A 23,937-nucleotide genomic window follows, 5' to 3' on the forward strand; every position below is an offset into this window, starting at 1 on the left:
CGCCCTCCCCCACCGTCAGGCGATGGTGCGCATGGTGCACATCAGCTCGGCTTCGCACGCCACCTGCTCGCCCACGCGGGTGATGCCCTTGAACTTGAAGATACCGGCCTTCATGCGGTCCAGCGTCACGTCCATCACCAGCTGATCGCCCGGCTCCACCGGGCGCTTGAAACGCGCACCGTCGATGCCGGCGAAGTAGTACACCGTCTTGTCGTCCGGCGTCACGCCCAGGGTGTCGAAAGCCAGCAAGGCTGCGACTTGCGCCATGGCTTCAAGCATCAGCACACCCGGCATCACCGGGCGGTGCGGGAAGTGCCCGACGAAAAAGGGCTCGTTGATGGTCACGTTCTTGAGCGCCTTGATGCTCTTGCCTTTTTCAAGCTCCAGCACCCGATCCACCAGCAAGAACGGATAACGGTGGGGCAATTGCTTGAGAATCTGGTGAATGTCCATCATGGCTTTGTGTTGTTCTGGAGGGCTTGTTCGATCGCGTGTTCCGCCACCTTGAGGCGTTCGCGAATGCGGTTGAGCTGCTTGAGGGACGCAGCATTTTTTTCCCACGTTGCATTGTCGTCGATGGGAAACATGCCGGTGTAGTGACCTGGTTTGAGCAGCGAGCGGGTGACGACCGAAGCCGCCGACACATGCACGCCGTCGGCCAGCTTCAAATGGCCCAGCACCACAGCGCCACCACCAATGGTGCAGCCGGTGCCAATGGTGGCACTCCCAGCCACCCCCACACATCCGGCCATCGCCGTATGGGCGCCCACGTGCACGTTGTGGCCAATCTGGATCAGGTTATCGAGTTTCACGCCGTCCTCGATCACGGTGTCGTCCAGCGCGCCACGGTCGATGCAGGTGTTGGCGCCGATCTCGACGTCGTTGCCAATGCGCACAGCGCCCAGTTGCTCGATCTTGATCCATTGACCCTGGTGCGGAGCAAAGCCGAAACCGTCAGCGCCAATGACCGCGCCCGAATGCACCACACAACGCTCACCCAAGGTGCAGCGCTCACCCACCGTCACACGCGGGTGCAGCCGGGTTTGCGCACCCACATGCACATGCTCGCCGAGCACGCTGTGCGCCCCGATGCGAACGCCTGGGGCGATCCGAACGCCCGCAGCGATGACCACAAACGCACCAATATCGACGCCGGGCGCCAACTCGGCCGTTGGATGCACCACAGCGGTCGGATGGATGCCGGTTGGTGACGCGGGCGCATGCTCGCGTCGCCACCATTGGGTTAGGCGGGCAAAGTACAGGTAAGGATCGTCGGTGACGATGCACGCACCGCGCTTGCTGGCGGCACTGCGCAGCGACGGTGGAACGATCAGGCCGGCTGCGCGCGTGGTGGCGACTTGCGGCGCGTAGCGAGCGTGTGAAACAAAGGCCAGCGCATCGGGCTCAGCCGTGGCCAGCGGGGCGAGCCGGCGGATGGCCACGTCGGGTGAGCCGACGAGTTCACCACCGAGGGCTTCGACAATGGAGCCCAGTGGTCTCGACACACCCGGTTCCTGCGGCTTACTTGCTGCCGTTCAAGCCGCTCAGCACCTTGTCGGTGATGTCGTGCTTGGGGTTGATGTAGACCGCTTCCTGGATGACCAGGTCGAACTTCTCTGCCTCGGCCACCTGACGGATGATGCGGTTGGCGCGTTCCAGAACGCTTTGCAGCTCTTCGTTCTTGCGCATGTTCAGGTCTTCCTGAAACTCGCGTTGCTTGCGCTGGAAGTCGCGATCTTGCTCCACGAGTTGCCGTTGGCGTGTAGTGCGCTGCCCCTCAGGCAGCGTGGGCGCTTCGCGCTCGAACTTCTCGGACGCCGTCTTGAGTTGAGCCGCCAATGCCTGGACTTCTTTTTCGCGGCGGGAGAATTCCTGCTCGAGTTTGGTCTGGGCGGCCTTGGCCGAGTTGGAGTCGCGCAAGATGCGCTCCAGGTTCACGAAGCCGATGCGCAGGTCTTGCGCGGTAACGCCGAGCGTTGCAAGCCCCAAGGCCACAGCAACGAGCGTCTTGCGGTTGAACAGGCTGGTAAGTGTCTTCATCAAAAGGAGGTTCCGATCTGAAACTGGAATTTCTGGATTTTATCGCCGGTGAATTTCCGGATGGGGTTGGCGATGGCGAATCTGAGCGGGCCGACAGGCGAGATCCAGCTCAGGCCCACGCCCACGGAGGCACGCAGGTCTTTGGCATTCGGGCGTGAGTCGTTCTCACCGAACACATTGCCCACGTCCACAAACCCGAACATGCGCAGGCTGCGGTCGTTGCCGGCGCCGGGGAATGGGGTGATGAATTCGGCATTGAGCGCAATGCTGCGGTTGCCGCCGATGTTGACGGTATCCGTGGAGCCCGTGACCAGTGAACTGGGGCCGAGGGTGCCTTGCTCAAACCCGCGCACAGAACCCAGGCCACCGCCAAAGAAGTTCTTGAACACCGGATAGGGGCGCCCACCCAGGCCTTTGCCGAAACCCAGCTCGCTGTTCAGGGCCAGGGTGTACTGCTTGCTCAGCGGGTAATACTGCTGAAACTGGTAGTTCGCCTTGACGTAGCGAGCGTCGCCAGCGACGCCGAGTTCAGTGTTGAATCGCTGCAGGCGGCCCCGGGTGGGCACCAACGCACTGTCACGCGTGTCGCGAGACCAACCCACCGTCAGGGGCACGGTATTGCTGGTCTCGCCAAAATCGCGGGCGTAGTCGCGGTAGGCATCCGGGAGGAAAACGCCGGATTCAATCGTGGTCTGCTCGATACCCACACCAAAAAATACGGTGTCGGCTTCGGTGAACGGCACACCAAAGCGCAGCGACGTGCCCTTGGTGATCAGGCGGTAGTCACCCGTGTCGGTGCTCGACTGTGAGTCATAGGGCCGTGTCGTGCGGTAGTACGCATCGATGCTGCGCGAGATGCCGTCGGGCGTGAAGTACGGATCAACCGTGCTGACCACCAACTGGCGGTTGAACTTGCTGGTGTTGATGTCGATGCCCAGGTAGTTGCCCGAACCGAACACGTTTTCCTGGCGAATGCCCGCGATGATCGACAGCTCCTCGGCCTGCGAGTAACCCGCACCCAGCGACAGGTTGCCGGTGGGCTTTTCCACCACTGAAACGGTGAGGTCGACCTGGTCTGGCGAGCCCGGCACCGGTTGCGTGTCGATACCGACTTCGGTGAAGAAACCCAGGCGGTCCACACGGTCACGGGACAGACGGATGCGATCGCTGTCGTACCAGGCCGATTCGAGCTGGCGGAATTCGCGGCGCACCACTTCATCGCGGGTGCGGTTGTTGCCTTCGACGTTGATGCGACGCACATACACACGCCGGGCCGGCTGGCCGCGCACCACGAACGAGACACGCTTGTTGACACGATCGATCTCGGGCGTCGCTTCGACCTGTGCGAACGCGTATCCGAAGGCGCCGAAGTAATCGGTGAAGGCCTTCACGGTGCTGGTGACGTCTTCGGAGTTGTAGGCCTCACCGGCGCGCAGAGTCACCAGGGACTTGAACTCTTCTTCCTTGCCCAGGTACTGGCCTTCCAGCGCCACCGACGACACCACGTAGCGGTTGCCTTCGGTGATGTTCAGCGTGATCGACATGTCCTGCTTGTCGGGCGAGATGGCGACTTGCGTGGAGTCGATACGGAACTCGAGGTAACCGCGGGTGAGGTAGTACGAGCGCAGCGTTTCGATGTCCGCGTTGAGCTTGGCCCGCGAGTACCGGTCGGACTTGGTGTACCAGCTCAGCCAGCCACCGGTGTCGAGGTCAAACAAGTTGCGCAAGGTCGATTCGGAGAAGGCCTGGTTGCCCACGATCCGGATTTCCTTGATCTTGGCGACATCGCCTTCGACGACGCTGAAATTGAGGTTGACCCGGTTGCGCTCACCCGGTGTGACGGTGGTCACCACCTGGGCGGCATACATGCTCTTGCTGATGTATTGGCGCTTGAGCTCCTGCTCGGCACGATCGGCCAGCGCCTTGTCGAACGGGCGGCCCTCGGTCAGACCGACGTCGCGCAGGGCCTTGGTCAGCACTTCGTTGTCGAATTCCTTGATGCCGGAAAAGCTCACATCGGCCACCGTGGGCCGCTCTTCCACGATCACCACCAGCACGTCGCCATTGATCTGCAGGCGGATGTCGCTGAACAACCCCAGGCCGAACAGCGAACGGATCGCGGTCGAGCCCTTGTCGTCGCTGTACTGGTCACCAATGCGGAACGGCAGCGATGCGAACACCGTGCCGGGTTCAACACGCTGCAGACCTTCCACGCGGATATCGCGCAAGGTGAATGGATCGACGGCCCAGGCAGGCAAAGCGCTCAGCAAGGCGGTCGCGAGCGCTGAAAGGGTCAGGCCACGCAGACCGTTTTTGTTTTTTGTCATGAGGAAAAGTGTTCAGCCAGCCAAGCGGGCCACATCATTGAACAAGGCAACGGACATGAGCGCCATGAGAACCACGACACCACCGCGTTGCAGGCGCTCCATCCAAACGTCAGACACGCTGCGACCGGTCACACCCTCCCAAAGATAATACATCAGGTGCCCCCCGTCCAAGACCGGCAGCGGCAGCAGATTCAACACCCCCAGACTCACACTGATGAGAGCCAGAAACAGGATGTAAGAGGTGATGCCCAGGCTGGCCGACTTGCCCGCGTAGTCAGCGATCGTCAGCGGCCCGCTGAGGTTCTTGATCGAGGCTTCGCCGATCAGCATGCGTCCCATCATTTTCAGCGTGAGCCACGACACCTCCCAGGTGCGCACCACGCCCTTGAGCAACCCGTCAACGGGTCCATGGCGCACCGTCATCATCTCGGGCGCCGCGCCAACGTAGGCTCCAATACGTCCCACCCACACATCGCCTTGCAATTCGGGAATCGGCTTGACCGTCAGATGGACGGTCTGTCCCTTGCGTTCCACGACCCACTGCTGTTCGCGGGCTTCACCGGCAGCGCCGGTGGACGCCCGGATCAACGCGCGCAGACGCTGGCCATCGGACACGGCAGCGCCATCCACACTGCGAACGGTGTCCCCGGCCTGCAATCCTGCGGCCGCAGCGGCACCGCCCGCCATCACCTCTCCCATCACAGGTTGCGTCCAGGGTCCGGTGATGCCGATCTTCTGGAACAGGGTGGCATCGGCCTCGCGCACATCAAGCTGGGCCAGGGGCAGCAGCACCGAGCGGGACACACCGCCCTCCTGATTGCTGACCCTCAACGTCATGTCTTCACTGGACAGCGCGGCCTGGGTCAGGCGCCAGCGCAGGTCTTCGAAAGAGCCCACGTCGGTGAGGCTGTCTTCATCGGCTCCGGCCTGAGACACCCATTCGCCACCACGCAGCCCTGCGCCTGCAGCCAACGAGCCAACTGTGGGGCTGGCCAGCACGGGCTTGGGTTCTTCAACACCGCTCCAGTTCACCACCGCATACAGCAACACGGCCAACAGCAGGTTGGCCGCAGGACCGGCGGCCACGATGGCTGCGCGCGAACGCAGGGGCTGGGTGTTGAACGCGAGGTGGCGCTCGGCCGCGTCGACCGGCGCCTCGCGCTCGTCCAGCATGCGCACATACCCACCCAGCGGCAAGGCACACAGCACGAACTCGGTCGGACTGCCCTTTTTGTGCCAGGTCAACAGCGGTTTGCCAAAACCCACCGAAAAACGCAGCACCTTCACGCCACAGGCCACCGCCACGCGGTAGTGCCCGTACTCGTGCACCGCAATCAGCAGGCCGAGGGCAACCACAAAAGCAACGAGTGTGAGCATGGTGGCGGATCGTGAAGTTGAAAACGTGTGCTTCAGCGCCTGCGCGCCAACGGTGTCAGCGAGACAGGCGTTCGACCTGGGCTTGCGCCAGGTGGCGCGCCTGCTGGTCGATGGCCAGCAAGTCGGGCAAGTCGTTGGGCTTGGAGGGCACCAGCGCCTGCAAAGTTGCATCGTTGATGACGTGGATCTGATCAAAGCGCAACCGCTGTTCAAGAAACGCAGCCACGGCCACCTCGTTGGCTGCATTGAGCACCGCGGTCGTCCCGAGCGGGCCGTTGAGGGAGTCCCACGCCAGCTGAAGCCCGGGAAAACGCAGGTCATCGGGCTTCTCGAAGGTCAGCGCACCCAAGGTGCTGAAATCCAGCGCCGCGGCACCCGATGCAATGCGCTCAGGCCATGCCAGGCCGTAAGCAATCGGGACCCGCATATCGGGTGTGCCGAGTTGCGCAACCACCGAGCCGTCGTTGTACTGGACCATCGAATGGATCACGCTTTGCGGGTGGATCACCACCTCGATCTGCGCCGGTGGCAGGCCAAAGAGATAACAGGCCTCAATCACTTCGAGCGCCTTGTTCATCATGGTGGCCGAGTCGACCGAGATCTTGCGCCCCATCACCCAGTTGGGGTGCGCGCAGGCTTCATTGGGGGTCACCTGTGCCAGGGTCTGGGGGTCGCGCGTGCGAAACGGTCCACCAGACGCTGTCAACACGATCTTCTCCACCCGGCGCGACCACGACGCCGGATCTTCAGGCAATGACTGGAACACAGCGGAGTGCTCGCTGTCGATGGGCAGCAGCGTGGCACCGCCATCGCGCACCGCCTGCATGAACAACGCCCCACCCACCACCAGGGCTTCCTTGTTGGCCAGCAGCAGCTTTTTGCCCGCACGCGCCGCCGCCAAGCTGGGCGCCAGGCCGGCTGCACCCACGATGGCCGCCATGACCACGTCCACCCCGGCGTCGGTGCACACGTCGCACAGAGCCTGGGCACCCGAGAGCACCTGTACCTTCAAGCCGAGTTCTTGAACCTGATTGGCCAACTGCCTGGCATGCACCGGGCTCACCATCACGGCGTAGCGGGGGGCAAACTGCTGGCACTGCGCCAGCATCAGATCGACCTGCGTGGAAGCCGTGAGGGCAAACACGCGGTAGCGGTCGGGATGGCGGGCCAGCACGTCCAGCGTGCTTGTGCCGATGGAGCCGGTGGACCCCAGAATGGTGATGGACTGCGTGGCGTTCATGAAAGTCAGAGGGTGGTGAGCATCATCGCCAAAGGCAGCACAGGCAGCAAGGCGTCGACACGGTCGAGCACACCGCCGTGGCCGGGCAGCAGGTTGCTGGAATCCTTCACGCCGGCGCTGCGCTTGACCAGGGACTCCACCAGGTCACCGACCACGCTCATGGCCACCACGAATGCCAACGACACGACGGCCAGCAGCGGCCCGAAAGCCCAGAGTCGGGCATAGAGGCTGGTTGCGTTGTCCAGGCCTTGGGCGTCAGCCCAGAGCCAGGCTGCCGCCAGCACGAACACGCCGATGAAACCGCTGATGGCGCCTTCCCACGACTTGCCCGGGCTGATGGTTGGAGCGAGTTTGCGCCGCCCGAATGCCTTGCCTCCGAAGTAGGCGGCAATGTCGGCCATCCACACCAGCAGCAGTATCGACAGCAGAAAGCCCAACCCCATGAGGCGGGCCTGAACCATGGCGAGCCACGCGCAGCCGATCAGGACCAACCCCAACCACAGGCGCAGACCAGCAGGCCATGCGCTCCAGCCCGACACACCGCGCGCGAGCATGGCCATGGACAACACGACCCAAAGCGCCCCCACGCCGATCCACAAGGCGCGCCAGGATTGGTTCAGACCGCCCGAGAGCCAGATCGCGGCCATGACCGATCCCAGACCCAGGCCGAACGCGAGCGCCAGACGTGAGCCCACCCCATTGAGGCGTGCCCACTCCCATCCGGCCGCCACGATGAGCAGCAGCGTGAGGGCCGCAAAGGGTTCGATGGAGGGATAAAACAGCGCGGGCAACAAGACCGCCAGCAGCAGCAAGGCGGTGATGACGCGCTGTCTAAGCATGTCGGTCGCCGCCCACGGCCAGCAAGGGCTCGGCTTGGCCGACTTGCTCCGACGTCTGGCCAAACCGGCGCTCGCGGCTGGCGTATTCCAGCAGGGCTCGGTCCAACTCCGCTGCGTCGAAGTCCGGCCACAGGCATTCGGTGAAAACCAATTCCGTGTAGGCCGCCTGCCAGAGCAGGAAGTTGCTGATGCGCAGCTCGCCGCCGGTGCGGATCAGGAGGTCGGGGTCGGGCACATGCGCCAACGCCAACTCACTGTTGAGGCTTGCCTCAGTGATCTCGCGTCCTTGCGCGGCGAGCCGCTGGGCGGCCTGCGCCACGTCCCAGCGTCCGCCGTAGTTGAAGCAGACATTGAGCACGAGCTTGTTGTTGTGCGCCGTGTCGCGCTCGGCAACCATCAGGCCTTGCACAACGCGGTTGGACAGCCCACGGCGATCACCGGGAAAGTGCAGGCGTACGCCGTTGCCGCTGAGCGAGGGCACCTCTCGCGAGAGCGCCAGCACCAGCAGGTCCATCAGGCTGGAAACCTCCTCCACCGGGCGGTTCCAGTTTTCAGAGGAGAACGCGAACACCGTCAGCACCGACACACCGCGCTCCAGGCAGGCCTGGACGACGCGGCGCAGGGCTTCAACACCCTGTTTGTGTCCGGCCACGCGGGGCAACCAGCGCTTCTGCGCCCAGCGGCCGTTGCCGTCCATCACGATGGCGACGTGCCGGGGCAGTGAGGCCGCGGGGACGTCTGGTGTGGAACTGGGCTGGGACATGTATTGCGGTGCGTAGGGTTGCAGACAGACCTGCCGTCAGACCGCCATGATGTCCTGCTCCTTGCCGGCCACGAGGCGGTCCACCTCGTTGATGACGCGATCGGTGAGCTTCTGGATGTCTTCTTGCGAACGGCGATCGTCGTCCTCGGACGCCAGCTTTTCCTTCACCAGTTTCTTCACCTGTTCGTTGGCATCGCGCCGCAGGTTGCGGATCGCGATCTTGGCGGCTTCGCCGTCACCTCGCACAACCTTGGTGAGCTCCTTGCGGCGTTCTTCGGTCATGGGTGGCATCGGCACACGGATCAGGTCGCCCTGGCTTGAGGGGTTCAAGCCCAGGTCGGACTCGCGAATGGCTTTCTCGATCTTGGCTCCCATGCCCTTTTCCCAGGGCGCCACACCAATCGTGCGCGAATCGAGCAAGGTGAGGTTGGCCACCTGAGACAAGGGCAGCATGGCGCCGTAGTAATCCACGTGCACGGTGTCGAGCAGCGCGGGATTGGGGCGACCGGTGCGGATCTTGGTCAGTCCGTTCTTGAACGCTTCAACCGACTGCATCATCTTGTGCTCGGCGGTTTTGCGAATGTCATCAACGCTCATGAAAACTCCTCATTTCAGCAAGTGGTGCGCGCCTTGGGGCGTCACACGTGAACCAACGTGCCTTCGTCCTTGCCCATCACCACATCGCGCAGCGCGCCGGGCTTGAAAATCGAAAATACCTTGACCGGCAGTTTCTGATCGCGGCACAGGGCAAACGCCGTGGCATCCATGACCTGCAGGTTCTTGCTCATGGCCTCGTCGAAGCTGATCGAGGCATAGCGGGTGGCGGTGGGGTCCTTGTTCGGATCGGCGCTGTACACGCCATCCACCTTGGTGGCCTTGAGCACGATCTCGGCACCGATCTCGGCGCCACGCAAGGCGGCGGCCGTGTCGGTGGTGAAGAACGGATTGCCCGTACCGGCAGCAAACACCACGACCTTGCCCTCTTCCAGGTACTGAAGCGCCTTCGGGCGCACATAGGGCTCGACCACCTGCTCGATGGCGATGGCCGACATCACGCGGGCCACCAAACCGGCCTTGTCCATGGTGTCTGCCAGCGCCAGCGAGTTCATCACGGTGGCCAGCATGCCCATGTAGTCGGCAGTGGCGCGGTCCATGCCGACCGAACCACCCGCCACGCCACGGAAGATGTTGCCACCCCCGATGACGATGGCCACCTGGACGCCCAGGCGGGTGACTTCTGCGATTTCTTCCACCATGCGCACGATGGTGGCCCGATTGATGCCAAAGGCGTCGTCGCCCATGAGGGCTTCACCCGACAACTTCAACAGAATCCGTTTGTAGGCAGGCATGTGACAACTTTCAGGAAGCGAAAACACAAAATTCAACCGGCAAGTGTACCGAGGAGCCACTCCCCCTCGGTGCCGGTTACACACAAGACAACGGGCCTTGCGGCCCGTTGTCTTGTTCAGGGCAGCAACGGCCGCCGCAACAGAACGCTCAGGCGCCCTTGGCTGCAGCGACCTGGGCGGCCACTTCGGCAGCGAAGTCGTCCACCTTCTTCTCGATGCCCTCGCCCACCACATACAGGGTGAAACCCTTGACCGTGGTGCCGACGGCCTTGAGCATGGCTTCGACGGTCTGCTTGTCGTTCTTCACGAAGGGCTGGTTGAACAGCGACACTTCCTTGAGGTACTTCTGCACAGCGCCGTCGATGCGCTTGGCCACGATCTCGGCGCTTTGTGCCGGTTTGCCAGCCGCCACCAGCTCCTTGTTGGCTTCATCTGCCTTGGCCGTGGCCACGGAGCGCTCGCGCTCGATGAACTCGGCGGGCACGTCGTTGCTGGTCAGGGCGACGGGTTTCATGGCGGCCACGTGCATGGCAACGTCCTTGGCAGCCGCTTCTTCGCCGTCAAACTCCACCACCACACCGATACGGGTGCCGTGCAGGTAGCTGGCCAGCTTGGTGGAGCCACTGTAGGCCTTGAAGCGGCGGAACGACATGTTCTCGCCGATCTTGCCGATCAGGCCCTTGCGCACGTCTTCCAGGGTGGGGCCGAAGCCGTCCTGGCTGTAAGGCAAGGCGCCCAGCGCGGCGACATCGGCAGGCTGGTGCTTGGCCACGAGCTCAGCGGCAGCGTTGGCCAGGGCCAGGAAGCTGTCGTTCTTGGTAACGAAGTCGGTTTCGCAGTTGACTTCGATCAGGCCGCCGGTGGTGCCTTGGATGAAGCTGGCCACGACGCCTTCGGCCGTCACGCGGCTGGCGGCCTTGCCGGCCTTGGTGCCGAGCTTGACGCGCAGCAACTCTTCGGCCTTGGCCATGTCGCCTTCGGCTTCGGTCAGCGCTTTCTTGCACTCCATCATGGGAGCGTCGGTCTTGGCGCGCAGTTCGGCGACCATGCTTGCGGTAATTGCCATCAGTGTTCTCCTTGGCGCCGCCTCACGCAGGTGGGTGAGATCGGCCATGTTCAATGATCGGTTTTCGTGTGAAAAAGGGGCTCACGAGCCCCTCTTTCATGGGAGCAACGCCTTCAAGCGGCGGTGTTTTCCTTGACTTCGACGAACTCGTCGGCGCCTTCGGAGGCAACAGCCTTCACGACGTCGTTGACGGCGTTGCTGCGGCCTTCGAGGATGGCGTCCGCGATGCCGCGGGCATACAGAGCCACGGCGCGCGCCGAGTCATCGTTGCCGGGGATCACGTAGTCGATGCCCACGGGCGAGTGGTTGGTGTCCACCACGCCAACCAGCGGGATGCCCAGCTTCTGCGCTTCAAGCACGGCGATCTTGTGGAAGCCCACGTCGATCACGAAGATGGCGTCGGGCAGGGCCGTCATGTCCTGAATGCCGCCGATGTCCTTTTCCAGCTTTTCCATTTCACGGGAGAAGGTCAGCTGTTCTTTCTTGGTCATGCTGTCCAGGCCGCCTTCTTTCTGGGCCTGCATGTCCTTCAGACGCTTGATCGAGGTCTTGACGGTCTTGAAGTTGGTCAGCATGCCGCCGAGCCAGCGCTGGTCGACGAAAGGCACGCCGGCGCGGCGGGCTTCCTGGGCCACGATGTCGCGCGACTGGCGCTTGGTACCCACCATCAGGATGGTGCCGCGGTTGGCGGAGAGCTGACGCACGAACTTGGCCGCGTCCTCAAACAGAGGCAGCGTCTTTTCGAGGTTGACGATGTGGATTTTGTTGCGGTGACCGAAGATGTACGGAGCCATCTTGGGGTTCCAGAAGCGGGTTTGGTGACCAAAATGGACACCGGCTTCCAGCATTTCGCGCATGGAGATAGACATGAGTTAACTTTCCAGAGGTTGAGTCTAAAATCCAGCCCCGATCACCTGATGGCCACCCAATCGATTCTGATTCGGTCGCCGCAGACGACACCCGGTTGGGCTGGTTTGCGATTTGCCCTGCGAGTCTGATGGGACTGCTGTCCCGCCTGTCACTTGCAAAGCCTGTCGATTATAGCAGTCTGGTCCCTTCCTTCAGCCATCACCTCCGGGCGTGCCGCTTGTGCGCCACCCGGGAACTTTGCGTGCCTCCGTCCATGCCTGACACCGTGCCAAGCCCCTTGAGCTTTGAGCAGCACCTGCCGCTCACCGGCAGAATGCAGTTTTCAGGGAGTCAGGTTTGAAAATCGCGATCGTAGGAGCGGGTGTCGTGGGCATTGCCTGCGCGCACGAGTTGTCACAGGACGCCCACGAGGTCACTGTCTTCGAGCGGCGCAGCACGGTGGCCGAGGAAGCCAGCTTTGCCAATGGGGCACTCATCGCTCCAGGCTGGACGGGGCCTTGGACGCACGACCACCGGCGCCTCGCATGGCCCTGGTCTGCCAGCGGTGCAGGTCTTCAGCTGTCGCGCCTGCCTCGCGGGACCGAATGGAACTGGCTATGGCAATGGCGGCGTGCCGGCCAGGGTTCGCAGATGCTGTCGAACCACGCGCAGATTCACCGATGGCTGCGCTACAGCCAAGAGCGCCAGCAGGCGATCACCGATCAGTACCAGTTTGAACACGATCGCAGCCACGGCATGCTGGTGCTGCTGCGCAGCGAGTCGGAAGCAGCAGTCGCCCAGACCCCATTGGCACAACTGCGCGACCTCGGGCTGACGCCCAGGTTGCTCTCGGCGGATGAGGCACGCGCCTTGGAGCCCGCGCTCAACACCGAAACGCCATTGCACGGCGCTGTTGAACTCGGCGGGGAGGCTGTGGCCAATTGCAGGGAATTCGCCGTGTTGTTGCGCGCCCAGGCTCAGGGGATGGGCTGCCGCTTCGAGTTCAACACCATCGTCAGCCGCATCGAGCCGCAATTGACTGCAGGTGTGAACCTGACACTCACCCACACCGCCTCCCACCCGTCCGGCGAAACCCCGAACAACATGGCTCAGCGGTTCGATGCGGTGGTGGTCTGCACCGGCGTGGCCGCTGCCGGCATGCTTTCACCGTTGGGCTTGAAATTGCCGCTGCAATCGGTGGTCGGCCATTCGCTGAGTGCCGCGGTACGCGAACCCATGGATGCACCGCAATCGGCGGTGCTGGATGCGCGGCACGGCATTTCCATCGCCCGCCTGGGCCAGCGCGTGCGCGTGGCCGGCGGAGCCGAGTGGGGACGCGAATCCGGCCCGCCGTCAAAAGCCGGACTGCAACGTTTGTACCGCGCGCTCTCCGACTGGTTTCCTGGCGCTGTCCGCCTGGGCGGACCGGCCGGCAGCGTGCAGGAATGGCGCGGCGTGCAAGCCACCGTGCCCGATGGAATGCCGCTGATCGGCGCGAGCCGGCTGCCCGGAATCTGGTTGAACCTGGGTCACGGACAAGTCGGGTGGTCCGTGGCATGTGGTGCCGCGAGGGCACTCGCCGACCGCATCGAAGGCCGCACACCCGATATCGATCTGGCCGCCTGTTCGCCCCAGCGCTACGGACTTTGAGCCAGACTGGGGCCCATGCGAATCATCACCCACGATCGACTTGAGCCTCTCTTTGATACGGCGGCCACGCGGGCCATCGAACAAGCCGCCCAGGCCACCCTGCCCCACCACGCGCTGATGGCGCGAGCGGGCTTGGCGGTCGCGCGGCTCGCGCAGGCGCTGGCGCCGCATGCCCGCTGCATTTGGGTGGCTTGTGGCCCGGGCAACAACGGGGGCGATGGCCTGGTGGCTGCCATGCACCTGCACGCGTGGGCGCGGCAGTCGGGCAGCGCCCTGCGGGTGGTGGTTACCCATGCCGCCGACCCCGCGCGTCTGCCTCCAGACGCGCGCCAGGCACTGGTCGCCGCGCAAGCCGCGGGCGTTGCTTTCCATTCCTCTCCACCAGACGACGCCGACCTCGCGATCGACGCGCTGCTGGGCATCGGCGCCATACGTCCACTGAGAGGACCGCTCGCCGCCTGGCTGGCCAAGCTGCGCACAAGCGCCGCGCCGGTGTTGTGCGTTGATCTGCCCAGTGGCCTGCACGCCGACACCGGTGTGCTGACGGCGATAGAGCATGTCGGGAACGACCCAGCCGTCGCCATGCGGCCCGGGCCGCGCCACACCCTGTCGTTGTTGACCTTGAAACCGGGGTTGTTCACCGGGCAGGGTCGAGACGCTGCGGGCCAGGTCTGGTTCGACGATCTGGGTGCGATGCCTGCGGCCGACGTGCGCCTGGCGGCCTGGCTGTCCGGCCGTGCGGCACATGCCGACCCCAAGGCGTCCATGTCGCACGCAAGCCACAAAGGCAGCTTTGGTGATGTGGTGGTCATCGGTGGACAAGGCGTGGCCACGAACGGCGCGGGCATGACGGGCGCGGCGGTGCTGGCGGCCCGAGCGGCGTTGCATGCCGGCGCAGGAAGGGTGTTCGTCGGGCTGCTGGAAGCCGCTTCGCAGAGCGAAACCACCTGGGACCCTGTGTGCCCCGAACTCATGTTTCGCAGACCGGAAACCTTGCTGGACACCCCTCTGCTGCGTCAAGCCAGTGTGGTCTGCGGTTGTGGGGGTGGCGCGTCCGTGGCGGCGATGCTGCCCCGGTGTTTGTCCAGTGCACCCACGTTGGTGCTGGACGCCGATGCACTCAACGCCGTCGCACAAGACGCCAGTCTGCAAGCACAACTGACCCACCGCCAGGGGCGCGGCTGGATCACCGTGATCACCCCGCATCCCTTGGAAGCCGCTCGATTGCTCGGAACCGACACCGCCCAAGTCATGAGCGATCGCCTGCGGGCCGCGCGCACCCTCGCCTCGCAGTTCGGCGTCATTTGTGTGCTCAAGGGTTCAGGCACAGTGATCGCCGCACCGACCGAGACCACCCGCATCAACGCCACCGGCAACGCAGCGCTCGCCACGGCGGGCACCGGCGATGTATTGGCGGGCATGATCGGCAGCGCCTTGGCGCGGCCGGTTTCGTCGCCCGAAGAAGCACTGGATCGCGTGGCCGGCGCAGTGTTCCAGCATGGCTGGCTGGCTGATCACTGGAATGACGGCGAATGGTCGACCCCGCAGCGTCCATCACTGGTCGCCGGCGAGCTCGCCCTGCGCGCCAGACCCATCGGCTGACGCGGGACGAGCGATCAGCCCAGGATCATCAGCCCGACCTGCAGCAGGATGATGAGCACCAGCGCCGACAGGTCGACACCGCCCACGAGCGGAATCACACGGCGGATCGGGCGCAGCAGGGGCGCACACAGGCGATCCAGCGTGACCATCACCGGCGACTGCGGCTGCACCCACGACAGGATGGCGTAGCCGATCAACAGGATCATCAGGCCCTGCAACAGCGTGCGCACCAGGATGCGCAGTGCCATGGTCAGGATGGTGACCACCCACGTGGCGGGCGAGGCCGAGCCCTCCGACACGCCGGTTGCCAGCATCAGCCAGATCCCGCCATACGCCAACGCCAGCAGCACGGCAGACAGAAGGCTGCCCCAGTCGATGCGGCTCTGCGCCAACGCACGCGGCAGGATGCGCCGCACGGGTTGGACCAGCCAGTCGGTCACGGCAATCGCAAAGCGCCCGGGTTGGGCCGACATGTGCACGCGCAGGTGGTTCATCCAGGCGCGCAGCAAGGCCATCGCCATCAGGAAAAAGAACAGGGTTTCGAGCAGGAAGAAAACGATGCGCATGCGTTGCTGGTGTGTGATGAGTGCGAGAAACGGGCAAGCCGATGCGAAGTTCAGGCGCCTGCCAACCGCAATGGCGGACGAGGCACGCGTGGGTCGGGCTCGCGGCCCGCGGCCAAGCGCTCCATGGCGGCAGCGCGAGATGCCTCCAGGAAGTCCAGCATGATCGGCGAGCTGTCGGCCAGCGCGTGCCGACCGTGATGGAACTCCGGATGCCACTGGACACCTCGGGCGTAGGCGTCGCCGGTCCAGCGAATCGCCTCCACCATGCCGTCCAGCGTCGACACGGCCTCCACCACCATGCCCTTGCCGAGTTCGGCCACAGCTTGGTGGTGGATGCTGGTCACACGCAACTGAGACGCATTGGGGTACAGCTTGGTCAACGCCGTGCCTTGCAGAAAGGTGACATCGTGTTCGAGCTGGTCGTACAGATCGGTGTCCACATGGGAATGAGCCGCCGGACACTGGGTGGGAATGTCCTGGTACAACGTGCCGCCGAACGCCACATTGAGCAGCTGCGCACCGCGGCACACGCCCAGCACCGGCTTCTTCTGTGCCAGAAAGGTCCTGAGCAAGGCCAGTTCGTATTTGTCGCGCACCACGTCGCCGTGCCAGCGCGGGTCGATCGGCGTCTGCCCGTAGGTCTGAGGCGCCACATCGGCCCCGCCCTGCAACACCAGTGCGTCGAGTTCCTGCACCACATGCTCCACTTTGAGGTGGCGCGCAGCATGCTTGCTGTCGTGCGCGACGGCGGGGACCATGAACGCAATGGCCCCGTGCTCCATGATCCAGTGCGCCAGCGACTGCTCGATGTACTGCAGGTTCTTGTTGCGGAAACCCAGCTCCGAGGGCACGTGGTACAGCAGTCGGGCCGACACGCCAATGCGCAGCGGACGCTCGGCGGACATCGGAGGCACCTTGGGCAGCGCTGCCTTCACCGGCCGCGATCGGACGCGACTGGTCGATGGGGCTTCCAATGCAGCCGACTTGGAAGCGGTCTTCTTTGGCGCAGTGCTCACGGTGTGCGGCCCTTCAACGACGACTCTTGCGGGGCTGATTGGCGGTGCTGCGCGCGCCACCTCGGTCCGACTTCTTGCCTGCGGCCTTCTTCACCGCCGCCTTGACTTCCATCGCCGGTGCGCGTGGCGCACGCTCCTGACGGCCCGAGGGCGCGACATCGGAGCCGCGACCCCGATGGGGTTTGCCGCGCCCGGCTCCGGCGGTCCCGTCTGCAGGCCCTGCTTGACCCGTCTTGTCGCGCATGGCACGCAGCACCAGGTCGTCGTCGCCACTGACAAGGCGGAAGTCGATGCGACGACCATCCAGGTCCACCCGGCTCACCTGCACCTGCACGCGCGTGCCCAGGGCATAACGAATGCCCGTTCGTTCGCCGCGCAATTCCTGCCGCGCTTCGTCAAAGCGGAAGTACTCACCACCGAGCTCGGTGATGTGCACCAAGCCTTCAACGTACATGGCATCGAGCGTGACGAACAGTCCGAAGCTGGTGACCGAGCTGACAACACCGCTGAACTCCTCCCCCAGATGCTCGCGCATGTACTTGCACTTGAGCCAGGCCTCCACATCGCGGCTGGCCTCGTCGGCGCGGCGCTCGTTGGCGCTGCAGTGCAGGCCGGCAGCCTGCCAGGCCAACGTATCGACCGACGGTTTTTTCACCACCTCGCCCACCGCCAACGGCTTGGCTCGACTGGCCAGGCGTTTGCTCAGCTTGGCATGGGCCTCACCCGGTGTGGGCAGCGCGGGCAACTCATAGCGCTTGCGCGCCAGGATCGCCTTGATCACGCGGTGCACCAGCAAATCGGGGTAGCGGCGGATAGGACTGGTGAAGTGCGTGTAGGCCTCGAAGGCCAGGCCGAAGTGGCCGCTGTTGATCGGTGTGTAAATGGCCTGCTGCATGGATCGCAGCAGCATGGTGTGGATCTGCTGCGATTCGGGCCGGTCCTTGGTGGCGGCCGCGATCTTCTGGAAATCGGCGGGCTTGGGATTGTCGCCAATGGTTTGCGACACGCCCATGGCCTTGAGGTAATTGCGCAGGATTTCCTGCTTCTCGGGCGTGGGGCCTTCGTGCACACGGAACAGGCCGGTGTGCTTGCCTTCGCTGATGAAGTCGGCCGAGCAGACGTTGGCCGCCAGCATCGCTTCTTCAATCACCTTGTGGGCGTCGTTGCGGGTGCGCGGAATGATCTTTTCGATGCGCCCCGACTCGTCGCAGACGATCTGCGTCTCGGTGGTCTCGAAATCCACCGCACCGCGCTCGCCACGCGCGGCAAGGAGCGCGCGGTACACGTCGTGAAGATTGAGCAGGTAAGGCACGAGCGCCTTGCGTTGGCTCGCCTCGGGACCTCGCGTGTTCTGCAGGATGGCCGCCACCTCGGTATAGGTGAAGCGTGCGTGGCTGAACATCACCGCTGGGTAAAACTGATAGGCGTGGACTTCGCCCTTGGCGTTGACCAGCATGTCACACACCATGCAGAGGCGCTCCACGCCGGGGTTCAGCGAACAGAGACCGTTGGAGAGCTTCTCCGGCAGCATGGGGATCACGCGGCGCGGAAAGTACACCGAGGTTGCGCGGTCGTAGGCGTCGATGTCGATGGCCGAGCCGGTCTGCACATAGTTGCTCACATCGGCGATGGCGACCAGCAAACGCCAGCCTTTGCCCTTGCCCACCTTGGCCGGCTCGCAATACACGGCATCGTCGAAGTCACGCGCGTCTTCGCCGTCGATGGTGACCAAGGGCACATCACGCAGATCAACACGGTCCTTGTGATCGACTGCGCGCACGTGGTCAGGCAGTGCACGGGCCTGCGCCATGGCAGCATCCGAGAACTCGTGTGGCACACCGTACTTGCGCACCGCAATCTCGATCTCCATGCCGGGGTCGTCGATCTCTCCAAGTACTTCCTTCACACGACCCACCGGCTGCCCGTACAGCGCAGGTGGCTCGGTGAGTTGCACCACCACCACCTGGCCCGGCTTGGCCGAACCGGTGGCGCCCTTGGGAATCAACACGTCCTGCCCATAGCGCTTGTCTTCGGGCGCCACCAACCACACACCGCTCTCCTGGAGCAGGCGGCCGATGATGGGGGAATCGGAACGTTCGACGATTTCCGTCACGCGTCCTTCGGGGCGACCTTTGCGGTCGAGGCGCACGACACGGGCCTTGACCCGGTCCTTGTGAAGTACGGCCCGCATCTCGTTGGAGGGCAGATAGATATCGGCCTGACCATCGTCGCGGATCACAAAACCATGGCCGTCCCGATGACCGGAGACGACACCTTCATATTCGGCCAACAGGCTGTTTTTTTCGTTCACTTTTTCTCTGCTATAATTTCGTTTTTCCTGAAATGCCCAGGTGGCGGAATTGGTAGACGCACTAGTTTCAGGTACTAGCGCTGAGAGGCGTGGAGGTTCGAGTCCTCTCCTGGGCACCAATCATAAGGGCTTGCAAACGTGATGTTTGCAAGCCCTTTTCTTTTGTCTCAACGCAAACAAGCGCACAACCGCCTGTTGACACGTTGATCGCATGCTCCGAAATTCGGAGCATGCGTTGCTGGACAGCTGCGGCACTGCTTGGGGCGACCAAGAGGCCGGCTTTCACCATCAAATCGGGACCGCCAACAGGTCGTGTCCCTGCGCTGCGACAACCCGCGCCTTGGTGAATTCACCCACCTTCAAAGTCTTGCTGATCTTCTCTGGCGGGAGCAAACGCACCAATCCGTCGATCTCGGGCGCATCCGCATAACTGCGGCCAATGCCCCCCTTCTTGCCCATGCCGGGCGCCGAATCCACCAGCACCTGCATGGTCGCGCCAACGCGCTGTTGCAGCTTGTCGGCCGACACGGCTTCAGCCACCGCCATGAAGCGCGCCCGGCGCTCTTCACGCAAGGCATCGGGCACGGCATCAGGCAATGCATTGGCCGCGGCACCGGGAACGGGCGAGTAGGCAAAGCAACCCGCTCGGTCGATGCGCGCTTCGCGAAGGAAGTCCAACAAGTGATCGAACTCGGCCTCCGTCTCGCCGGGGAAACCAGCGATGAAGGTGCTGCGCACAACGATCTCCGGGCACAGCTCGCGCCAGCGCGCGATGCGCTCGAGATTCCTTTCACCACTGGCCGGCCGCTTCATGCGGCGCAGCACGTCGGGGTGGCTGTGCTGCAGCGGCACGTCGAGGTACGGCAAGCACAGACCTTCGGCCATGAGCGGAATGATTTCGTCCACGTGCGGATACGGATAGACGTAGTGCAAGCGAACCCAGGCGCCATAGCCTTTGGCCAACTCGCCCAGCGAGCGCACGAGGTCGAACATGCGCGTTTTCACCGGTTTGCCGTCCCAGAAGCCGGTGCGGTACTTCACGTCCACGCCATACGCCGAGGTGTCCTGGCTCACCACCAGCAACTCTTTCACACCGGATTCGAACAGCTTGCGCGCTTCTGTCAGCACGTCTCCAATGGGGCGACTCACCAGATCGCCGCGCATGGAGGGAATGATGCAGAAGGTGCACCGGTGGTTGCAGCCCTCGCTGATCTTCAGGTAGGCGTAGTGGCGCGGCGTGAGCTTGATGCCCTGCGGTGGCACCAGATCCACAAAGGGGTCGTGCGGCTTGGGCAGGTGCTGGTGCACCGCGGTCATCACCTCGTGCGTGGCGTGCGGGCCGGTCACGGCGAGCACGCTGGGGTGCATCTGGCGCACCAGGTTGCCGCCGCCCTCGCCTTCGCGCGCGCCCAGGCAACCCGTGACGATGACCTTGCCGTTCTCGGCCAGGGCTTCACCAATGGTGTCCAGGCTTTCACGCACGGCGTCGTCGATGAAGCCGCAGGTGTTGACGATCACCAGATCTGCGCCGGCGAAGGTCTTGGAAGTTTGGTAGCCCTCGGCGCTGAGTTGCGTGAGGATGAGTTCGGAGTCAGTGAGCGCCTTGGGGCAACCCAGGCTGACAAAACCGACTTTGGGGGCCGCGTTGGCGACCGGGACAAGCGTTTCAGACATGCCCCGATTGTCTCAGACCTGCTGCAACGCCGCAGAGAAATGGATGATCCGGCGCCGACCAGCGCGGCGGCGGAGCGTGGGGGACATGCTTCAGCGTTTGAGCCCGAGTGCTGCCAGCATCTGCTCGCTGTTCTTCTGCATCTGCTCCTGCATCTGGGTGAACGCGCTGCGCGACTGCTCCAGGTAGGTGCCCATCATGCCCTGCATCATGGGCGACTGCACGTTCATGAACTGCTTCCAGGCCTCGGGATTCACACCGCTGGACTGCTCGGTCATCTTGTGCTGCAGGTCCATGAAGATCTGCACGTTCTTCTCCAGGTAAGCACCCATGAAGTCCTGCATGGCGTGCCCGTAGAAGCGAATGATGTTGGCCAGCACCTGCTCGGTGAAGATGGGCACGCCGGCAGTTTCCTCTTCCAGGATGATCTGCAGCAGGATGCTGCGCGTGAGGTCATCGTTGGTCTTGGCGTCGCGCACCACGAAGAGCTCGTTGTCCATCACCAGCGTCTTGACTTCGGCCAGCGTGATGTACGACGAAGTATCGGTGTCGTAAAGACGCCGATTCGGGTACTTCTTGATGACGCGCACAGCGGGCTGGCTGCCACTCTCGGCCTTGTTTTTTTGCACTGATGGATCTTTCTGGAAGAAGGGAATGAACCGCCGGATACGGTCGGGGGTTCATGGGGCATTCTAGAAACGCTTGAACGCCCCCGCAGCATGGGTTTTCCCTGTGCATGCTAACGATCTCCGCGCTTTTCAGGAGAACAATCAGAACAGGCCACAAAAAAGCCCGACTCGGGGTCGGGCTTGGTTGCTGGATGCCTGGCATCCGGAAAAGTTTGGTAGGCGCGATTGGACTCGAACCAACGACCCCCACCATGTCAAGGTGGTGCTCTAACCAGCTGAGCTACGCGCCTACAAACGATTCGAAGCTGCGAAGTATAGCAGCACTCCGAGACCGTTTTTCAGCGCCGACGAACCACGCGCACGCCCGGCACGTCACCCACCACCGCCATGGCCCTGGCGACCTGGCGCGCGTCGGCCACTTCGATGGTGAACGTCATCCAGGCCACTCCACGCACCGACTGGGTCTGCACGCCGATGACGTTCATCTTCTCGCGGGCGAACACGTCCGAGATGTCGCGCAGCAAGCCCTGCCGGTCCTGCGCCTCGATCCCCACATCCACCGGGTAAACCGCTGCCTGACCGTCCCGACCGGCACCGGTCTGGCCGCTCCACTGCACCTCGATCACGCGGTCCGGGCTCTTGCGCTGGAGGTGCGCGAAATCGGTGCAGTCGACGCGGTGGATGCTCACGCCCTTGCCGCGGGTGACGAACCCACCGATCTCGTCGGGTGGTGCCGGTTTGCAGCACTTGGCCAGCTGCGTCATGAGCGAGTCCACGCCCACGACGAGCACGCCACCGGCCGATGCGCCGGAGTTCTTGCGCGGCTTCTTGAGCCACACGGGCATTTCGTCCGGTGCGGCCACTTCGGGCGGGCGCAAATGCAGTTCGATGGCGCGCAGCGACAACTCGTCCTTGCCCACCTGCTCAAACAGTTCCTGCGCCGACGCCAGGCCCATGGCGATGGCGAGATCGTCGAGCTTCAGCGCGGTCTTGCCTTCGCGCTGCAGCAGTTTTTCCACCGCCTCACGCCCGCGCGCCACGGTCTCTTCCATGGCTTGCGCGTTGAACCAGGCCCTCACCTTGCTCTTGGCACGGTGGCTGACAAGATACCCCAGCTCACCATTGAGCCAGTCACGCGAAGGGCCACCTTCCCTGGCCGCCGTGATCTCCACGGTCTGGCCGTTCTGCAGCGGCGTGTTGAGCGTGACCATGGCTCCGTCAACACGGGCGCCGCGGCAGCGATGACCCAGGTTGGTGTGCACGGTGTAGGCGAAGTCCACCGCGGTGGCACCCCGGGGTAGCTCGACGATGGCTGCGTCCGGCGTGAGCACGTAGATGCGGTCATCAAACAGGCCCTGAGCCGCCCCGCTGAGGTCCCGCTCCCAGGCCAGCAACTGGCGCAGCACGGCGATCTTGGCGTCGTAGTCGGAACTGGCCGACACACCCGCATAACCCTTGGACCCGGCTTCCTTGTAGGCCCAGTGCGCGGCCACACCGTGCTCGGCGTGGTCGTGCATCGCCTGCGTGCGAATCTGGATCTCGAACGCCCTGCCCTGAGCGTCGCGCACCACGGTGTGCAACGACTGGTAGCCATTGGGTTTTGGCTTGGCAATGTAGTCATCAAACTCGTCAGCCACCGGCACGAAATGGGCATGCACATGCGCCAGCACGGCATAGCTGTCGCCCACCTGCGGCACGATCACGCGCAGCGCGCGGATGTCGAACACCTGATCAAAGTCGAGCGACTTGCCGCGCATCTTCTTGACGATGCTGTAGATGTGCTTGGGTCGACCTTGCACCGAGGCCGATACGCCTTGTTGCTGCAGATCGTTTTCAAGTTGTTGACGCACTTGCTCCACATGAGCTTCGCGCTCGGCGCGCTTCTCGTCGAGCAGGCGGGCCACTTCCTTGTAGGTCTGCGGCTCCAGGAAACGGAACGCCAGGTCTTCCATTTCCCACTTGATCTGCCAGATGCCCAACCGGTTGGCCAGGGGCGCGAACACATGCAGGGACTCGCTGGCGAGGGCCTGCCCTGGATCGCTCTTGCTGGCGGCGAAGTAGCGCAAGGTCTGCAGACGGGAGGCCAGGCGCAGCATGACCACGCGCAGGTCGCGCGAGAACGCCAGCAGCATCTTGCGCACGTTCTCGGTCTGGCTGGCCGCCAGCTCCGACACGGGCCCCTTGTTCGGGGCAGCCACCGCCGGGTCCAGCGCTGCCAGACGTTCCTCTTCTTTTTTCGCCTGCACCTCGGCGGTCTTGATGCGCGCCTGGCGCTGCAGTTGCACGAGCTTGGTGGTCTCCAGTGCCAGCGCGGCGAAGTTTTCGCCGAAGGCCTTGGTGATCACTTCCTGAGGCCGGTTCAGGTACTGGCAGGCATAGACCAGGTAGGCCGCGGCCTGCATGGCCTCGGAGCCACCGATGTCGGACAGCACATTGGCCACGGCATCGGCGTGCGCGAGGATGTTCTCGCCGGTGTCGAGTTCCTCGTGGGACAGCAGGGGTTCGGCAAAGGCCCGCGCTCGCTGCAAGGCCTGCGCCTGGTGCGGCAGGCTCGCAGCGGTGGCCGCCACGATCGCCGACGGCACGGCAGAAGGCGTCTCGGACGCTTCGGCGTGTCCCGGGGATGGAGTGCGCTTCATGC

At 63.8% G+C, this 23,937-nt stretch carries 20 protein-coding genes and 2 tRNA genes; 3 read left to right on the top strand and 19 right to left on the bottom strand.

Going from position 1 to position 23,937, the window contains the following annotated elements; genetic code table 11:
- Window positions 1-15 precede the first annotated feature (15 nt).
- From fabZ to rpsB, 12 genes are all read right to left on the bottom strand, one after another.
- A complete protein-coding gene (gene fabZ, locus IV113_RS01270) occupies window positions 16-456 on the bottom strand; it encodes a 3-hydroxyacyl-ACP dehydratase FabZ (protein WP_291080031.1) in 441 nt (146 codons plus the stop codon).
- Entirely contained in the window at window positions 453-1,505 is a 1,053-nt protein-coding gene (gene lpxD / locus IV113_RS01275) for a UDP-3-O-(3-hydroxymyristoyl)glucosamine N-acyltransferase (RefSeq protein ID WP_291080033.1), read from the bottom strand. Before lpxD ends, fabZ begins: the two co-directional genes overlap by 4 nt.
- A 16-nt stretch (window positions 1,506-1,521) precedes the next feature.
- Window positions 1,522-2,040: an OmpH family outer membrane protein gene (locus tag IV113_RS01280; RefSeq protein WP_291080035.1), complete on the bottom strand. Its 519-nt coding sequence runs from the start codon at window positions 2,038-2,040 to the stop codon at window positions 1,522-1,524.
- Window positions 2,040-4,367 (bottom strand): outer membrane protein assembly factor BamA, encoded by a 2,328-nt coding sequence (bamA, locus tag IV113_RS01285; RefSeq protein WP_291080037.1) that lies wholly within the window; start codon window positions 4,365-4,367, stop codon window positions 2,040-2,042. Before bamA ends, IV113_RS01280 begins: the two co-directional genes overlap by 1 nt.
- A gap of 12 nt (window positions 4,368-4,379) precedes the next feature.
- Window positions 4,380-5,744 (bottom strand): RIP metalloprotease RseP, encoded by a 1,365-nt coding sequence (rseP, locus tag IV113_RS01290; RefSeq protein WP_291080039.1) that lies wholly within the window; start codon window positions 5,742-5,744, stop codon window positions 4,380-4,382.
- 55 nt (window positions 5,745-5,799) lie between these two features.
- Entirely contained in the window at window positions 5,800-6,984 is a 1,185-nt protein-coding gene (gene ispC, locus IV113_RS01295; RefSeq protein ID WP_291080041.1) for a 1-deoxy-D-xylulose-5-phosphate reductoisomerase, read from the bottom strand.
- 5 nt (window positions 6,985-6,989) lie between these two features.
- Window positions 6,990-7,823, bottom strand: coding sequence for a phosphatidate cytidylyltransferase (locus IV113_RS01300; RefSeq protein WP_291080043.1), 834 nt, complete (start codon window positions 7,821-7,823; stop codon window positions 6,990-6,992).
- Window positions 7,816-8,586, bottom strand: coding sequence for a polyprenyl diphosphate synthase (gene uppS / locus IV113_RS01305; RefSeq protein ID WP_291080045.1), 771 nt, complete (start codon window positions 8,584-8,586; stop codon window positions 7,816-7,818). Before uppS ends, IV113_RS01300 begins: the two co-directional genes overlap by 8 nt.
- Before the next feature lie 36 nt (window positions 8,587-8,622).
- On the bottom strand, window positions 8,623-9,183 hold the full coding sequence (gene frr, locus IV113_RS01310) for a ribosome recycling factor (protein WP_069046663.1): 561 nt from the start codon (window positions 9,181-9,183) through the stop codon (window positions 8,623-8,625).
- A gap of 41 nt (window positions 9,184-9,224) precedes the next feature.
- Window positions 9,225-9,935, bottom strand: coding sequence for a UMP kinase (pyrH, locus tag IV113_RS01315; RefSeq protein ID WP_291080050.1), 711 nt, complete (start codon window positions 9,933-9,935; stop codon window positions 9,225-9,227).
- A 148-nt stretch (window positions 9,936-10,083) separates the two neighbouring features.
- A complete protein-coding gene (gene tsf / locus IV113_RS01320) occupies window positions 10,084-11,004 on the bottom strand; it encodes a translation elongation factor Ts (RefSeq protein ID WP_291081145.1) in 921 nt (306 codons plus the stop codon).
- 110 nt (window positions 11,005-11,114) lie between these two features.
- Window positions 11,115-11,870: a 30S ribosomal protein S2 gene (gene rpsB, locus IV113_RS01325; protein WP_291080052.1), complete on the bottom strand. Its 756-nt coding sequence runs from the start codon at window positions 11,868-11,870 to the stop codon at window positions 11,115-11,117.
- A 337-nt stretch (window positions 11,871-12,207) separates the two neighbouring features.
- Here rpsB and IV113_RS01330 point away from each other — a divergent pair, with 337 nt between their 5' ends.
- Window positions 12,208-13,500, top strand: a complete 1,293-nt coding sequence (locus tag IV113_RS01330) for an FAD-dependent oxidoreductase (RefSeq protein WP_291080054.1) — start codon at window positions 12,208-12,210, stop codon at window positions 13,498-13,500.
- 15 nt (window positions 13,501-13,515) lie between these two features.
- A complete protein-coding gene (locus IV113_RS01335; protein ID WP_291080056.1) occupies window positions 13,516-15,102 on the top strand; it encodes an NAD(P)H-hydrate dehydratase in 1,587 nt (528 codons plus the stop codon).
- Window positions 15,103-15,116: 14 nt separating this feature from the next.
- Here IV113_RS01335 and IV113_RS01340 read toward each other — a convergent pair whose 3' ends face one another.
- The 3 genes from IV113_RS01340 to rnr form a co-directional block, all read right to left on the bottom strand.
- Window positions 15,117-15,668 (bottom strand): YggT family protein, encoded by a 552-nt coding sequence (locus IV113_RS01340; RefSeq protein ID WP_291080058.1) that lies wholly within the window; start codon window positions 15,666-15,668, stop codon window positions 15,117-15,119.
- A gap of 50 nt (window positions 15,669-15,718) precedes the next feature.
- Window positions 15,719-16,573 (bottom strand): gamma-glutamyl-gamma-aminobutyrate hydrolase family protein, encoded by an 855-nt coding sequence (locus IV113_RS01345; RefSeq protein ID WP_291080060.1) that lies wholly within the window; start codon window positions 16,571-16,573, stop codon window positions 15,719-15,721.
- 124 nt (window positions 16,574-16,697) lie between these two features.
- On the bottom strand, window positions 16,698-18,995 hold the full coding sequence (gene rnr / locus IV113_RS01350; protein ID WP_291080062.1) for a ribonuclease R: 2,298 nt from the start codon (window positions 18,993-18,995) through the stop codon (window positions 16,698-16,700).
- 34 nt (window positions 18,996-19,029) lie between these two features.
- Here rnr and IV113_RS01355 point away from each other — a divergent pair.
- Window positions 19,030-19,114, top strand: a tRNA-Leu gene (locus IV113_RS01355).
- Window positions 19,115-19,283: 169 nt separating this feature from the next.
- Here IV113_RS01355 and rimO read toward each other — a convergent pair.
- From rimO to IV113_RS01375, 4 genes are all read right to left on the bottom strand, one after another.
- Window positions 19,284-20,669 carry a 30S ribosomal protein S12 methylthiotransferase RimO gene (gene rimO / locus IV113_RS01360; protein ID WP_291080064.1) on the bottom strand — a complete coding sequence of 462 codons (1,386 nt, stop codon included), beginning with the start codon at window positions 20,667-20,669 and terminating at the stop codon, window positions 19,284-19,286.
- A 90-nt stretch (window positions 20,670-20,759) separates the two neighbouring features.
- Window positions 20,760-21,296, bottom strand: a complete 537-nt coding sequence (gene phaR, locus IV113_RS01365) for a polyhydroxyalkanoate synthesis repressor PhaR (RefSeq protein ID WP_291080066.1) — start codon at window positions 21,294-21,296, stop codon at window positions 20,760-20,762.
- Window positions 21,297-21,509: 213 nt separating this feature from the next.
- Window positions 21,510-21,586: transfer RNA gene (locus IV113_RS01370), tRNA-Val, on the bottom strand.
- Between the two features lie 48 nt (window positions 21,587-21,634).
- Window positions 21,635-23,935: a bifunctional (p)ppGpp synthetase/guanosine-3',5'-bis(diphosphate) 3'-pyrophosphohydrolase gene (locus IV113_RS01375; protein ID WP_291080068.1), complete on the bottom strand. Its 2,301-nt coding sequence runs from the start codon at window positions 23,933-23,935 to the stop codon at window positions 21,635-21,637.
- Window positions 23,936-23,937: the final 2 nt, after the last annotated feature.

The organism is Hydrogenophaga sp. (assembly GCF_018780385.1).
In the GTDB taxonomy this organism is placed as follows: Bacteria; Pseudomonadota; Gammaproteobacteria; order Burkholderiales; family Burkholderiaceae_C; genus Hydrogenophaga.